The 13,735-nt window shown below is 49.1% G+C and carries 15 protein-coding genes and 1 pseudogene; 14 read left to right on the top strand and 2 right to left on the bottom strand.

The genetic code is table 11. The features are described from left to right. The first annotated feature begins 140 nt into the window (after positions 1 to 140). Positions 141 to 2,171: a tetratricopeptide repeat-containing sensor histidine kinase gene (locus IC230_RS33035; RefSeq protein ID WP_191043362.1), complete on the top strand. Its 2,031-nt coding sequence runs from the start codon at positions 141 to 143 to the stop codon at positions 2,169 to 2,171. 238 nt (positions 2,172 to 2,409) lie between these two features. Here IC230_RS33035 and IC230_RS33030 read toward each other — a convergent pair whose 3' ends face one another. Together IC230_RS33030 and IC230_RS33025 are read right to left on the bottom strand one after the other, a co-directional pair. Beyond that, positions 2,410 to 2,895 carry a hypothetical protein gene (locus tag IC230_RS33030; protein WP_191043361.1) on the bottom strand — a complete coding sequence of 162 codons (486 nt, stop codon included), beginning with the start codon at positions 2,893 to 2,895 and terminating at the stop codon, positions 2,410 to 2,412. Next, positions 2,853 to 3,152: a hypothetical protein gene (locus tag IC230_RS33025; protein WP_191043360.1), complete on the bottom strand. Its 300-nt coding sequence runs from the start codon at positions 3,150 to 3,152 to the stop codon at positions 2,853 to 2,855. Before IC230_RS33025 ends, IC230_RS33030 begins: the two co-directional genes overlap by 43 nt. 1,402 nt (positions 3,153 to 4,554) lie before the next feature. Between IC230_RS33025 and IC230_RS33020 the strand changes: the two genes are divergently transcribed. The 13 genes and pseudogenes from IC230_RS33020 to IC230_RS32960 all read left to right on the top strand — a co-directional run bounded on the left by IC230_RS33020 (position 4,555) and on the right by IC230_RS32960 (position 13,416). Further along, positions 4,555 to 4,848 carry a putative quinol monooxygenase gene (locus IC230_RS33020; protein ID WP_191043359.1) on the top strand — a complete coding sequence of 98 codons (294 nt, stop codon included), beginning with the start codon at positions 4,555 to 4,557 and terminating at the stop codon, positions 4,846 to 4,848. Positions 4,849 to 5,093: 245 nt separating this feature from the next. Beyond that, positions 5,094 to 5,444, top strand: coding sequence for a DUF983 domain-containing protein (locus IC230_RS33015; protein WP_191043358.1), 351 nt, complete (start codon positions 5,094 to 5,096; stop codon positions 5,442 to 5,444). A 483-nt stretch (positions 5,445 to 5,927) separates the two neighbouring features. Next, the gene (locus IC230_RS33010; RefSeq protein ID WP_191043357.1) at positions 5,928 to 6,359 is read left to right on the top strand and encodes an RsbRD N-terminal domain-containing protein; all 432 of its coding nucleotides are present in this window, start codon (positions 5,928 to 5,930) and stop codon (positions 6,357 to 6,359) included. Then, positions 6,301 to 6,570 carry a histidine kinase gene (locus IC230_RS33005; RefSeq protein ID WP_191043356.1) on the top strand — a complete coding sequence of 90 codons (270 nt, stop codon included), beginning with the start codon at positions 6,301 to 6,303 and terminating at the stop codon, positions 6,568 to 6,570. Before IC230_RS33010 ends, IC230_RS33005 begins: the two co-directional genes overlap by 59 nt. Then, entirely contained in the window at positions 6,571 to 6,861 is a 291-nt protein-coding gene (locus tag IC230_RS33000) for a sensor histidine kinase (protein WP_191043355.1), read from the top strand. It begins immediately after the preceding gene. A 33-nt stretch (positions 6,862 to 6,894) separates the two neighbouring features. After that, positions 6,895 to 7,194: pseudogene (locus IC230_RS32995) on the top strand (sensor histidine kinase); the annotation flags it as partial. Between the two features lie 292 nt (positions 7,195 to 7,486). Then, positions 7,487 to 7,654: a hypothetical protein gene (locus IC230_RS32990; RefSeq protein ID WP_191043353.1), complete on the top strand. Its 168-nt coding sequence runs from the start codon at positions 7,487 to 7,489 to the stop codon at positions 7,652 to 7,654. 216 nt (positions 7,655 to 7,870) lie between these two features. After that, on the top strand, positions 7,871 to 9,031 hold the full coding sequence (locus tag IC230_RS32985) for a zinc-dependent alcohol dehydrogenase (protein ID WP_191043352.1): 1,161 nt from the start codon (positions 7,871 to 7,873) through the stop codon (positions 9,029 to 9,031). A gap of 11 nt (positions 9,032 to 9,042) precedes the next feature. Beyond that, positions 9,043 to 9,588, top strand: coding sequence for a hypothetical protein (locus IC230_RS32980; protein WP_191043351.1), 546 nt, complete (start codon positions 9,043 to 9,045; stop codon positions 9,586 to 9,588). Between the two features lie 122 nt (positions 9,589 to 9,710). After that, positions 9,711 to 10,322: a TMEM175 family protein gene (locus tag IC230_RS32975; protein WP_191043350.1), complete on the top strand. Its 612-nt coding sequence runs from the start codon at positions 9,711 to 9,713 to the stop codon at positions 10,320 to 10,322. Between the two features lie 39 nt (positions 10,323 to 10,361). Then, positions 10,362 to 11,390: an L-dopachrome tautomerase-related protein gene (locus IC230_RS32970; RefSeq protein ID WP_191043349.1), complete on the top strand. Its 1,029-nt coding sequence runs from the start codon at positions 10,362 to 10,364 to the stop codon at positions 11,388 to 11,390. A 24-nt stretch (positions 11,391 to 11,414) separates the two neighbouring features. Beyond that, on the top strand, positions 11,415 to 12,269 hold the full coding sequence (locus IC230_RS32965; RefSeq protein WP_191043348.1) for an SRPBCC family protein: 855 nt from the start codon (positions 11,415 to 11,417) through the stop codon (positions 12,267 to 12,269). Then, positions 12,250 to 13,416, top strand: a complete 1,167-nt coding sequence (locus IC230_RS32960) for a zinc-dependent alcohol dehydrogenase (RefSeq protein WP_191043347.1) — start codon at positions 12,250 to 12,252, stop codon at positions 13,414 to 13,416. Before IC230_RS32965 ends, IC230_RS32960 begins: the two co-directional genes overlap by 20 nt. The last annotated feature ends 319 nt before the right edge of the window (positions 13,417 to 13,735 follow it).

Raw genomic sequence — 13,735 nt, 5'->3', positions numbered from 1 at the left:
GATTTAGATGAAACAATTTACTGAATTGTCTCTTCCCCTTTTCACCCCATTTGTCCCCTTTTATTTGACGACGTACAGCGATTGAACGGGTTGGGCCTGAGTCATTCCTAATTAAGATGTGGTAAAATTTGTATAATCGAATGAAATCGGGGTGGTTGGGTGTAGGATTGGTACTAGGCTCGTTAAGCCCGTCCAGGAGTACCGCTACGCAAATTCTACAGACGGATTCGGTCACCTCCGCTATACGACAAACGCTTCGGGGGGGGCAGCCGGATACCTCTAAAGTTAAAGTATTGGTTCAACTGGCCCAGCGTTATCAACAGCGCGGGATAGCCGATAGCGCTTTTTTTTATACACAACACAGCCTTCACCTGGCTAAACAGGGAAATAATCCGCTTAATTGGGGGAGAGCTTATAGCCAACTGGGCAATTACTATTTTTATCGGTCAAACTACAGCCAGAGCTATACAGCTTACCGAAAAAGTATTCCGTTTCTTCTACTAGCGGCAAATAGTACTGAAGCGGCCCACGCCATGTATTTACTAGCCTTAATTCAAACAAAACAGGGAAATGCAGTTCAGGCGGTCGATCAACTAACGAAAAACCTAGGGTATGCCACCCGGACGGGCAATACCGCTAGGACTGGAGCGACCTATGCGCTGCTGTACAGTTTGCATCTAAAGCTAAACGATAAAAAGAGTGCATTTTTAGATCTTCAGGCCATGCGCCAACTGGCTGAACAAACCAATTCTCCCCCAGACTTATGGTTAGCGTATGGGAATTTGGCCAGCTGGTACGGCAGGGAGTCTAACCCAACACTGGCCGAGTTATATTGGCAAAAAGATATACGTGCCGCTCAACAGTGGAATAGTCCTGCCATTTATGTCAATACCTACTGCTCGTATGCGTCTCATTTACTGAAGCAAAATAAATTGCAACGGGCAGAGACCTTTCTGAACAAAGCCTATACCCAAGCCCATACAGATAGAAGTATATCAACTGCGAATATCGATTTACTTTTGGCGCAAATACGGGAAAAGCAGAACCGACTAAACGAGGCTAATCATCTGGTGAGTCACGCTCTTGGCGCACTCCAAAAAGAGCATACATTTCAATTTGAAGAGGGATTAACGGTACTGGCCCGGGTCCAGAAAAAGCAGGGCCAGTATAAACAGGCTCTGGATAACTTTGTGCGGTTAAAATCGCTAAGCGATAGTCTGAGAGAAGACAAAAAGAATCAGGCCATTATTGCGATTGAATCCCGGTATCGCTTTGACAAGAATGAAGCGGATATGGCTTTGCTTAAAAAGAATCTGGCCATTCAGCAGCTTGACTTAGCACGGGCGAATCAACAGAATATCATTTACATTCTGGCTGCAGGAGGTTTCTGCCTTATTCTTTTGCTGGTTGGTTGGTTTGGCTGGCAGGCCCGCCAAAACGTGCGTAAGCTAACCCATCAACAACTCGAGATCAACAAACAGGCGGCTCATCTGAAGGAACTAAACGCGGTTAAGGACAAACTCTTCAATATCATTAGCCATGATTTAAGAGCACCGGTTGCAACCCTCAAACAGCACCTGGAAGCGCTTCCGTCATTTCCGACGGTCGACCAAATGAATCGAGTCAAGCGAACAACAAATATTTTGTATACGACGCTGGATAACTTATTACACTGGACCACTATGCAACGCAATGGGATAGTCACCCGTCCCATCTCCATTGATCTTAGCGAGTTAATTAATGAAAGCCTGGAACTCCTTAGCCCGTTGGCCAGGGACAAGCAGATTCAGGTTGATTACACGCCCCAACCGATCATAACCTGGGTGGATGAGTATCAGATACAGATCGTTTTTCGCAATATTCTCCATAACGCGATTAAATATAGTCCGCTCAGTGGCCGAATACGAATTGATTGCCAATCGTCACCTGAGCAGACTATTGTAACGATTCAGGATTCGGGAAAAGGAATGCAAGCTAGGCTTGACCAGCCAGATTCAATAGAAAACGGAACCTCTGGTGAACGTGGTACCGGCCTGGGCTTAGTGGTGAGTAGGGAATTTATGAAATACAATGGGGGACACCTATCAATCCACAGCGAGATAACCAAGGGGACCCTTGTTACACTGACATTTCTGATTCACGAACCTGCTATCAAAGGTTCAACGAAGTAAAGGCATTTTAGTGATGAACTCTCGCTTGCTACCGATGGAGTTGGACAGTGTTTTTTTAATCACTGTCTCACAATTCGCTCCCAAATGAGACGAGGGCGTGTCAATAATTCGGGCGTTTACGACGACGCAAACGCTCTTTCGCCCTATTCTAAGAAATTCGATGTTAGGTCAGGTAAACCCTTTTTTCGTATGTTTTCAGGTAATCTACGAAATGGCACAGGGACTATGAGCAACTTACTTACAGACTAGCGAAGTGATCCATTAGTATGTGCCACCATAACCACTGACCCGCCAGGTTCATCGTCAGATGCAATAACAGAAAGAGCCCTATGGCCAACGGGTACGAGGGCTGTAGCCGACCCATTCGTCGATCGTCTACCAGCAGAAGCAGTAATACCACTTCGATGGCGACAAAGCTACCATTCAGTGTTTTAGCGAAACTGTCAAACCACGGAATGAAAAATAATAGGCGGGTAATAGCGGGCGGCAGAATGATGAGTACGGTACAAACCATATAACGGGCATGGATGGCCAATCGTTGCCCATTCCATAAGCTCAAGCCCAGAAACAAGGAAAAAAGCAGCAAAGAGGACGCATCGATAAAAGAAAGCTGATAAACAGCTCCGGGCGGGTACTCATCGGCTGCCTTCAGCATCAGGTGCATCATCTTGACTCCCCCAATCAGCAGGGCAGGCCAGGCACAAGCACAATCGTGCCGATCCAATCTAGTTTTCGATGCAATGCCAATTGCCCACGTCGATACAAAATAGGTTGTAGAATCAGCAAACCCATCCATAATCCGGCGGAAGCCCCATGCAGATGATGATAGAGGTCAGTCTGGGTGAGTCGGGAAAAATAAGACCGGGAAAATCCCAGCCAGGTTATGCTAACGGCCAGCCCAAAATACCAAGGGGCATTGGGATACAGCAATGTCTGTTTACGTGGCGTAGATGTGAAATAGTCTTGGTTAAGCTCTTTCAATTCAGTAACTAGCTATGGTGAGGCATTTCTCAGAGTAAGATAGCCAATAAATCATTCCAATCTAGAGAGCATGAGTTGCCAATGTACGATTCACTCTTTTGGCACATCTGGTATCGATAAAGCTTGGGTTGATAATGTAATATCAAAAAGGATACAACTAGATTAGTAACGTATACACTTCCTCGAAAGTAAAGATAGTTTTGCTTTTCCTTAGCCTATGATTTTTCACGTTGAAAAGTAAAGAAAGAAAACCGTCAACCTATTACTAAGCAAACGGCCTTATTTTAATCTTAAAAAAACGGTCCCACTTGAGACGAACGAGCGTTCATGGATCTGCTGCTAAAATGGGCGTTTAATGTGACTCAGTCTACCTTTCGTACGATTCTAGTAAATACGAAAATAAATCCATTACAAAACGACCAACTAGTAAGTTTCAGGGGGGGGAAGGTCAATCAAGTACCGATTTTCGTGCTTTAAGAAGAAATGTACGATACGGCAGAAGGGCTATAAACAGTTAATATATAGAGTCTTAAACACATAATCATTTCTGTACGAGAAGATTGTCCACTCATACCTAACCAAAGTGCCAATCAATAGCAGCCCTCCACATACGAACAGTTGATCTCTGATGCAACTACAATAGTGCTACTAGTAGGCCACTGATTTTTGGAGCTTGTATGTAGTAAATAATTTATTTTCAGGGTGTTACGAACGTAACTGCTGATAAGTTAGTTATCGGTCTGCAACCTAGCCAATCCTAGGGTCTTCTCCGTCCCTGTCTTGCGTTCTTAGCTGTCGGTCAAGTTTTTACTTAATCCCAGCTTTGATGATCCACGTAGAGTAAAACACCTAAGTCCACCAGCAATTCGCTATGAATTGCCCTTCTCTACAGCATAAGTTAAGCGACTTGCAAGCCAACAATGAGCAATCATCCCGTCATCTGCTCCGCGGCACTCGAAAAGGGAAAAACGGTTCGTCAGTGATGTATTAAGCCCTTGATCACCACAATTCAGATGACGTATTTCTTTTTCCAAACAACACGATGAAACTGACGCTAAACGTCGTTGACATTCCGTTTGCTGATCATAGCCTACTGGACTGAATGTATTCATCCGGCTAGCGACTTATAAAAGCAATCCATTTCCATTGCGTTTCGTAGTTTGGGAAGTAAAGTGCGAAAATTGGATGGTGCCTGTAACAGACAAAGGCCGTTTGCCTTAATTCCATAAAATGCTCCTTCTTGAGCGCTAGAAGCTTCCTGCATTGGCTTCTTTACTGTTGTGTTTCAAGGGATACAATCTATTGTCTCTATCCCGTGTCTTGAATGAATGACAAAACGTATGACTAACGTCGTACCCTTGTTAACGATCATCCGTATTACAATCCTTTAGACTTATATATCATGGAAAAACTGTCATTACTGGCTCGTGTTCAAGCAAAACCTGGCCAAGAAGCTACTGTCGAGAACTTTCTGAAAGAAGCGCTGGCCATGGCTCAACGGGAAGCGGGCACCCTTCGTTGGTATGCCTTCAAGATCAATGAGAATACGTTTGGTATTTTCGACACCTTTGCCACCGAAGACGACCGGCAAGCCCACCTGAGCGGTGAAATTGCGAAGGGGTTGCTGGCCAATGCGGACACGCTACTGAGTGTGCCCCCTGTGATCGAACACCTTGAATTGCTTGCCGTTAAGTAACTCTTATGACAGGGTGGTGACTTTCGAAGTTTGGGAAGTAAAGTATGAACGTTACTACCCTATTACAAATCAAGCGACATTTATTTTACTCTCAAAATACCCTCGAACTTATCGTTGGTTTATCACATACTCGGCTTGATTTAGGTGAGCTTTACTAACAATCGAACACTACCTTAATCAAGAGTAAATTACTCTTGATTAAGGTAGTAGCCATATTGATCTACTTCATGAATTGATTAATAACCATGAATAAGGACAGCCGATTATATAGTGTTTTGTTCAACAAATGTCCCCGTTGTCACAAAGGAAATTTCTTTGTTAGCAATAGTGCTTTTTCTCGTCACTTTGATGATATGCATCCCAGATGTCCCAACTGTGGCTTCAACTTTATGCCTGAACCTGGTTTCTATTGGGCTTCTATGTTCGTTAGTTATGCCTTCTTTACCATCTGGACATTGCTGACCTTTTTAATTGTTGTTATCTGGCTCAAGGTAGATTTGAACTACTACCTGATTGGGCTAGTGCCTACCTTGATCTTATTAACACCTTTCTTCTTCCGTATGGCTCGTCGTATTTGGTTGACCATCTTTGCTTAGTATTTTCTTTGTTTGATTCAGGCCAATTCAAAAGACGCTTAAGAAGGTTTAGAAGATATAACTTTTACAAGGACAATGTCTTGACCCCGATCATTATAGCGAGGGTTTTCATGAACGAAAATGGCTGATCCGGTATTTGCACTGAAGCAATAAATATCGTTGAGTTAATTGTTGAAACTTTTACTACTCATGTGGTACATTACCTAGATTACATTCACTGCCTTTTATTGTAATCTACTATAATGATCTTATGGTAGTGCCCAGAAAAGGTAGCAAGTCCAATTAGTCGCTCACAGCCTGCAACAGACAAGGACTGTACGGAAAAAAAATCAACTTATTTAAACAATTCACTTAAACAAGTGTCGCCACAACAGAACGAATACCGGTTTTGCGTATACGTTCCTGTCGCCTGGTTGCCCAGTTGGGATCATTTCCTCCGGACGGACCGCTCCTGCCGGACGTAGAGATCTTTCCTGCTCAACCATGATAGCTCCTGCCCTTTCAGAGTCAGCTCCGGGCGGCCAGCTCGCTTCTTTTCTGGCCGCCCGGCGCCCAGCGCTGCTGGCCAACTGGCGAACCGCTTGCGAGACCGACCCGGACCTGAGAAGCGTCAACCGCTTAAGCCGTGACGAGTTTACCAACCAAGTCCCATTCATGCTCAATGTGCTCCAGCAGCAGTTGCAGCAGCAGGATGAAGAAGCCCAGGTGGACCGCTTAGCCGCTGACCATGGCCTGCTTCGTTGGCATAAGGGCTATGTCCTGGCCGAATTGTTGGCCGAGATGCACTATTTAAACCAGAGTATGCTGGCTGAACTGGGGGGCCTTCTGGCAACTCTACTCCGCAACCGATTGTCCCATGATCACTCAGGCCTATGTGCACTTCTTTGCGTTTGCCGATCAGATCAACACCGGTAGTGTGAGCCAGTTTACCGACTTACAACGCACGGCGGCAGCCAGCCGGGTCAACGTACTGGAAAAAGCCCTGGCCGAACTTCAGGCACTCAGCCAGCAACGCAGTGAGCTCCTGCGCCATTCTTCCCATGACCTGCGGGGTAGCTTCGGAGCTATTCTGGGAGCCGCTTCTCTACTGGAACTGGTGACGGACTCCCAAGAGGAGCGTAAATAGATGCTGGACATGTTGCTGCGGAACCTGACGACTTGTCGCTCGCTGGTTACCCAGTTGATGGACCTGGCCCGCCTAGAGGCCGGACAGGAAGCCCTGCACATTCAGCCCCTCGATGCGGGTCAGTTGTTGACCAATCTCGTGGCGAGCTACCAGCCGCTGGCCACCGAGCGGGGTCTTTTACTCAAAGCGGACGGACCGGCCAGCTTGCCGGTCGCGTGTGACCCCCTTCAGCTTCAGCGCATTATTCAGAACCTGGTGCTCAACGCGCTCAAGCATACACCTACCGGTTAGGTATCGGTCTGTTGGAGTCGAGAGACTGAGACGCGATGGATGGTCAGCGTGCAGGATTCGGGACCGGGCTTGCCCACCGCTACCCAAGCGGGTTCACGCTCCCACCTTGGAGTCCCCTCCCCCGAAACCACAGCGGCCTATGATTTCGCCGATGCTCAGCCAGCGGCTACCGCCCTTTCTTCTTGCTCCGGGTTTGCCCACCAGGGGGAAGGCGTGGGCTTATCTATCGTCAAGGGCTTGTGTGAACTGTTACGGGCTAGTCTGGAGATCGACAGCCAGCCAGGCGTAGGCACCCTGTTTCGGATACGGCTGTCCATTCAGAAGCAGCTTTGAAGGCCACCGCTGCCCTCCTATGGAGGTGACCTTCAAACTCTATAGGGATCGCCCTTCCTGTTTCTTCCAGCCCAACGGCACAATCATTCTTTTTAGTTGCGCCCGTACCCTCACTTTTTCAATACGATTTTAACTTTCTTATTAAACAAAAGTAATGTCCAGACAAGTCGACGGTTTGACAAAGGTGGGTGAATCTCACGCTACGTAAATCGTGAAGAGAAGTCGTCAGTAAAGACTAGACCATGCTGATAACGGTGGTTATCAGAACAACAACGCACGGCTACCCCGCAGAATGACTATTCTGCCGTGTGGCAACAAGGTGAATGGGCTTGTCTACAACAGACACCATCTGTCTGTTAACCAAGGCTACAATGGTCTGTTGTTGCTCAGTCTAAAGGGAAAAACGATACAGATCGTGTTGACGGGCTTGCCCGATACACACGACACGCCCTTCTGCTAACCCAAACGCTTCGCTCGGTAAGTGTGGGTCTTATCCTGGAAGAACCAATTGATTTGGCGCCTTTTTAACTTACCGTTCAGGTAGGTATCTAAACCCGTCTTTGTTGCGGCTGGACCCGTTTTGCCGTTAGGGCAAGTGCTTAAGCTAGCGTCCAGGCGGCATGACAGCTTGAGGTCTTCAGTAGAGTAGTTCAATCACGTTTAACGACAGGAAGCTATGTTAGCAATGAATTTTCGCGGTCCTCGCCAAATCAGGCTGGACCGGAACAAGCCCGAGCCGGAGATCAAACATCCCTATGATGCCATTGTCCGGGTTACCCGATCCCTGATTTGCGGCTCAGACCTGCACCTGTATCACGGTCGTGTGCCCGATACCCGGGTGGGCATGACCTTTGGTCATGAGTTTACCGGCGTCGTCGAAGCGGTAGGCTCGGGCGTGCAAAAACTAAAAGTGGGTGACCATGTGCTCGTGCCGTTTAATGTTGCCTGCGGCAGCTGCCCGCATTGTAAGCAGGAACTCTACGGCAACTGCAATGAGTCCAATCCGCAGGCCACCGCCGTAGGCGGCTTTTTTGGCTATGCCCACACAGGCGGTGGTTATGATGGCGGACAGGCCGAATACGTTCGGGTACCGTATGCCGATGTGAGCCCCACCATAATCCCTGCCGGCATGGACCTGGAAAACGCCGTCCTGCTGACTGATGTGGTGCCTACGGGTTACCAGGCGGCCGAGCAGGGCGGCATCCATAAAGGCGATACCGTGGTGGTGTTTGGGGCCGGCCCGGTCGGTCTGATGGCGGCCCGCTTTGCCTGGTTTTTCGGAGCTGCCCGGGTTATTGTGATTGACCATGTAGACTACCGGCTGGAGTTTGCCCGCAAGTTTGCCTTTGCCGAGGCTTACAACTATCGGGACATGAAAGACCCGGTGTTGTTCGTAAAAAAAGCCACCGATTACTTTGGCGCGGATGTCTGTATTGATGCGGTGGGCTGCGATGCTTCAGGCAGTGCTCTGCAAGACATTACCGGCAAAGGATTACTCCTGCAAGCCGGCAGTGCCACCGCCCTGCACTGGGCGATTAACTCCGTTAAAAAAGGCGGCATTGTTTCCATCATTGGCGTATACGGTCCTCCCTGGAACCTGGCACCCATCGGCAGTCTGATGAACAAAGGGATTACCATACGGGCCAATCAGGCCTCGGTGAAACGGCTGCTGCCCAAGCTGATAGATCACATTATGAGCGGCCGGATCAACCCAAAGGAAATGATTACCCACCGGATACCGCTGGAAGACGTGTCCGATGCCTACCGCATGTTTTCCAGTAAGCTCGACCACATTATCAAACCCTTACTCATTCCACCACGCGCCAATGCGGCTTAACCCCTTGTCTTATGCAAACCGAATTAGAAGACACAATAGCCGAATTTCAGGACCGCAAAATTGCGGACCGAAACCTGAAAAACCGTACCAAAGACATCCCCGGCTGGGGCATGGATGCCGATCCGGAAAATGACCCCACCTACCCCATGAAGCATTGGAACGGTGCGGACCACGAGCGGCTCAATTATGAAAAAGCCCCCCAGCAGCCCCTCGACATGGAGGTCTTGCATTCGGTGGAGCGACCGGGCGTTACTCGGGTCTTTGGTACGTCATCACCGCCTACGGGCTTAAGTGGGGCTATCCGTCGCTATGCCTATCAGTATAGTGAAGCGACGGCTACGCACTGGATGACGTTGATATTAGCCGACCGGATAAACGTCATTGAGGGAAAGCTGAGTGACTTAACGCACGGCATTCTTCCCAACCCCTGGATTGAGAGGGGCTGGCGAGCAGAATGGAAGCACAACCGCCCTGCGTTTATACGAAAGGCAGCGACTACGGGCTTGCTGATCACGGCCGGCCTGCTGCTGCTGAAACGGAAAAACAAGCGTAAGTAGGTGTTAGTAAGCGGGTAGGATTGATTGTATCAACCCAGAAGAAGCCACTAGCTGAACACTTCTGGGTTGATCCATTTTTGATGGCTTCTGTTTCAAAGGAAAGTGGATTTTAAACAGCTCTTATGCACAATCATCGGCCAACCGATCGGCTTGAATATTTTAGTGACGCTGTCTTAGCGATTGCAGCAACATTACTAGCTACCGAACTGCCCAAACCAGAGACCGATACAGGTTTGCTGCAAGCCATAGCCAACCAGTGGCCTCATTATGCTGCATTCGCTGCTTCCTTCCTGTTTATATGCATTGCCTGGTCCAACCACCACAACATGTTTATTTATTTAAAGCAGACGGACCAGTACCTGCTTAGTCTAAATAGTTTGTTTTTAATCTTCGTTACACTTCAGTCGTTTACCACCGGCTTGTTGGCCCGGCATGTTGGCAAACCAGACGAGCAAACGGCAGCCTTGATCTATCATGCGACATTGGTGTTGATGACATTTTTTTATAACTGCACCTGGTGGTACGCCATTAAAAAGCCCGAACTTCTAGAAGAAGGTACAGATAAAAGGCTCATTCGTCTGTTAACCAAGGAATATGCCATTGCCCCTGCGCTGCACCTGGTTGCCTTACTCATTTGTTTGTGGAGTGTACCCTTTAGCATTGTGCCTGTTTTACTGCTATACATCTATTTTGCCTTACCAAGGGCAAGTGAGAAAAAGGCAAAAAGTAAGTAAGAAAAAGCAGGGGTAGGAACGCATTTAAACTTACCGATCATGAGTACACGCAACAATCAACTTGACGAAGTGTTTTCAGACGATACCTACCAGTTAACCGGTGTGGCGATCGCAAAAGACGGGCGTTTGTTTAGCTGTTATCCGTTATGGCCCGGACCACACCAATACAGTATTGTCGAAATCTTCCCCAATAACCGGGTGAAACCGTATCCGGACGAACAATGGAACAGCTGGCAGGAAGGGGATAATGGAAAAAATAAATGGGTTTGTGTGCAGGCCGTGTACGTTGATGCGGAGAACTACCTGTGGGTGGTGGACCCGGCCTGCCCGAACATGGAACAGGTGTATGATACTAGTTTTAAGCTGGTCAAGTTCAACCTGGCGACCGATACCATCGAAGACGTGTACCGGTTTGAGGGCGTATTAAGCAACAAAAGCTATATCAACGATGTGCGGGTCGATACCCATAGACGAGTAGCGTATTTAACGAACTCCAATGAAGGGGGCATTGTGGTGGTTAATCTGGAAACAGGAACTAGCCGAGAGGTATTGCGCCATCATCCTTCGGTGAAACACGACCCTTCCTTTACTCTGATCGTGGACGGGAAAGAATTTAGAAAGCAGGGCCAGCCGGTACACCTTCAATCCGATGGCATTGCCCTAACACCGGATGGCGAATGGCTGTACTATAAACCGCTCACCGACAACAAACTCTACCGCATCCGAACGGACTATTTGCGGGACGAAGCACTCCCGGAAGAGCAACGGGAGGCTGCGGTAGAAGATTTGGGCAGGGTTGCAGTTACGGACGGGATGATCTTCGACACAAACGGCAACCTGTACCTGGGCGATTACCAAAACTACAAACTGGTCCGACTAACGCCTGCGTACAAGCTGGAAGACGTCGTGGCCGACGAAAGGCTGATCTGGCCGGATAGTTATTCCATTTCGACGGATGATTATTTGTACATCAGTTGCTCCCAGATCAATAAGCAGCCCGATCACAACGAAGGCGAAAACAAACGAACCACCCCGTATGCCATTTACCGAATGAAGTTGCCTGCTTAACAAACCTTATATCTCTCTAAAACTATGGCAAACAAAAAGCAGCCTGTGTCGCGTGTACTGGGCATGGGACAGATTGAACCGGACGTCAGCGGTTCCAGTCGAATTAATGTTGACGATACGGAGCGAATCTGGTCGGCGGCTGGTGGAGCGCTGTTAGCTACGTACGGCTTGCGACGTGGTTCGTTTAGCGGGCTATTACTGGCCACGCTGGGCGGATTTATGGTCTACCGGGGGGCGTCGGGCTACTGCCCCATGAACCAGGCGCTGGGGCGAAATACGGCCGAGCCGAATGCTGAAGATAAGGCAGTAGATTCGATTGAAATCGCCAAAAGCCTGACGATCAACAAACCGCGCGAAGAGGTCTACGCCTACTGGCGGCAACTGGAGAACCTGCCCCGGTTTATGTTTCATCTGAGCGAAGTTCGACAACTTGACAACAAACGGTCGCATTGGGTAGCGAAGCTCTCGGATGGTCTCCTCGCTAAAACGCTGGGAACGGTGGAGTGGGATGCCCAGATTCTTGAGGAGGTGAAAAACGAAAGATTGGTCTGGAAATCAGTCGCCGATGCCCGGATTGACAACGCGGGCGAAGTCAGTTTTGTCGATGCGCCCAATGGCCAGGGTACAGAAGTTCACGCGGTGATCAAGTACCGTCCACCAGCCGGGCAACTGGGCGGTGCAATCATGAAACTGTTTAACCCAGCTTTTGAGGAAATGATCAAACAGGATCTACGCCGGTTCAAGCAATTGCTGGAAACCGGCGAAATCACGACCATCGACGGGCAGCCGTCCGGTCGAAAAAGTGAGCAACAATCCGGTAAGAAACCTGTATCTGAACACGCTAAAGCAGACGAAAAACATGAAAGCGCTATGTTATAATGGTGTTGGCGACCTGCGCACAGAGCGGGTTCCCGACCCGACAATCATCAACCCCAAAGATGCGATTCTGCGGGTTATTCTGTCCTCGGTATGTGGCTCCGACCTGCACCTGCTCAACGGCTACGTGCCAACTATGCGCGAAGGCGACATCATTGGCCATGAGTTTATGGGCGAAGTCATCGAGATAGGCTCCGAGGTAAAGAAGCTGAAAAAAGGCGACCGCGTCGTGGTGTGCTCGATTCTGGGCTGTGGCGAGTGCCAATATTGCCAGAGTACGCAATGGTCGCTCTGCGACAACTCCAATCCCCACGCCTGGATACCGGAAAAAGCTTATGGCGATTCGCCGGCCGGGATCTTCGGGTACTCCCACGCGTTTGGCGGTTATGCCGGTTCGCATGCCGACTACATTCGCGTACCGTATGCCGACCGGGGCTGCTTTGTCATTCCCGAAGGATTGCCCGACGAAGCCGCTGTATTTGCCTCGGATGCCCTCCCGACGGGCTTTATGGCTGCGGATTTAGCCGACATCCAGCCGGGCAACGTAGTGGCTATCTGGGGCTGCGGAGGAGTTGGTCAGATGGCCATTCAAAGTGCTTTTCTGCTGGGTGCGTCCCGCGTGATTGCCATCGACCGGGAACCTGACCGGCTGCGGATGGCGAAAGACATCAGCGGAGCCGAAGTGCTGGATTTCTCGAAAGTCGACATTCAGGAAGCGCTGCGGGAGATGACCGGTGGGCGTGGCCCCGACCGCTGCATCGACTGCGTGGGCATGGAAGCGGTCAGCGAAGGGCTGGATTATTATTACGACAAAACCAAGCAGTTTGTCCGGCTGGAATCCGACCGGCCGATCGTGCTGCGGGAAGCCATCATGGCCTGTCGGAAAGGCGGAACCGTTTCGATTATCGGCGTTTATGGCGGCCTGGTAGACAGCATCCCGATGGGGGCAGCCATGAATAAAGCCCTGACTTTCCGAATGGGGCAGCAACACGGGCAGCGGTACATTCCCCGGTTGCTGGAGCATCTGCAAAAAGGGGAGCTTAACTCAGGCTTCATGCTGACACACAAAATGTCGCTCGATGAGGGCATGAAAGGCTACGATCTGTTCAACAAGAAAGAAACGATGCGGGTCGTTTTTGCGCCACAATAGGGGATTGGATGGCTGGTCAAGACGGCAGGTTTCCATCCGCTTGACCAGCCATCACGTCTAAACGCATGGAGCTGTTTACCGTTTTTAGTAAGATCCGGCTTTGTCCTTTTGACCGGTTCGCCAGTGCAGCAGGAAAACGCCCCTACTTACTGATTTGTATTGAAAACGTGTAAACAGCACTTGATCAATTACGTATACAATCTTAAAAAAGTGTACCAAATGAGACGAAGGAGTGCTCATGAATTTGTTATTTAAATGGTACTCTTTTCTTCTTGTGTAAGAGAGCCACGCCTTGCAATACAGTGGCGCATTGGCAGAA

It is taken from the genome of Spirosoma validum (assembly GCF_014699035.1).
Classification (GTDB): domain Bacteria; phylum Bacteroidota; class Bacteroidia; order Cytophagales; family Spirosomataceae; genus Spirosoma; species Spirosoma validum.
The sequence above is the reverse complement of the archived record's forward strand: the minus strand, read 5'-3'. Positions and strand labels throughout refer to the sequence as shown.

What these genes read in the sequence shown, in the direction of transcription:
- IC230_RS33035 (WP_191043362.1), top strand. Translation starts at nt 141, where the DNA reads ATGAAATCGGGGTGGTTGGGTGTAGGATTGGTACTAGGCTCGTTAAGC.
- IC230_RS33020 (WP_191043359.1), top strand. Translation starts at nt 4,555, where the DNA reads ATGGAAAAACTGTCATTACTGGCTCGTGTTCAAGCAAAACCTGGCCAA.
- IC230_RS33015 (WP_191043358.1), top strand. Translation starts at nt 5,094, where the DNA reads ATGAATAAGGACAGCCGATTATATAGTGTTTTGTTCAACAAATGTCCC.
- IC230_RS33010 (WP_191043357.1), top strand. Translation starts at nt 5,928, where the DNA reads ATGATAGCTCCTGCCCTTTCAGAGTCAGCTCCGGGCGGCCAGCTCGCT.
- IC230_RS33005 (WP_191043356.1), top strand. Translation starts at nt 6,301, where the DNA reads ATGATCACTCAGGCCTATGTGCACTTCTTTGCGTTTGCCGATCAGATC.
- IC230_RS33000 (WP_191043355.1), top strand. Translation starts at nt 6,571, where the DNA reads ATGCTGGACATGTTGCTGCGGAACCTGACGACTTGTCGCTCGCTGGTT.
- IC230_RS32990 (WP_191043353.1), top strand. Translation starts at nt 7,487, where the DNA reads ATGACTATTCTGCCGTGTGGCAACAAGGTGAATGGGCTTGTCTACAAC.
- IC230_RS32985 (WP_191043352.1), top strand. Translation starts at nt 7,871, where the DNA reads ATGTTAGCAATGAATTTTCGCGGTCCTCGCCAAATCAGGCTGGACCGG.
- IC230_RS32980 (WP_191043351.1), top strand. Translation starts at nt 9,043, where the DNA reads ATGCAAACCGAATTAGAAGACACAATAGCCGAATTTCAGGACCGCAAA.
- IC230_RS32975 (WP_191043350.1), top strand. Translation starts at nt 9,711, where the DNA reads ATGCACAATCATCGGCCAACCGATCGGCTTGAATATTTTAGTGACGCT.
- IC230_RS32970 (WP_191043349.1), top strand. Translation starts at nt 10,362, where the DNA reads ATGAGTACACGCAACAATCAACTTGACGAAGTGTTTTCAGACGATACC.
- IC230_RS32965 (WP_191043348.1), top strand. Translation starts at nt 11,415, where the DNA reads ATGGCAAACAAAAAGCAGCCTGTGTCGCGTGTACTGGGCATGGGACAG.
- IC230_RS32960 (WP_191043347.1), top strand. Translation starts at nt 12,250, where the DNA reads ATGAAAGCGCTATGTTATAATGGTGTTGGCGACCTGCGCACAGAGCGG.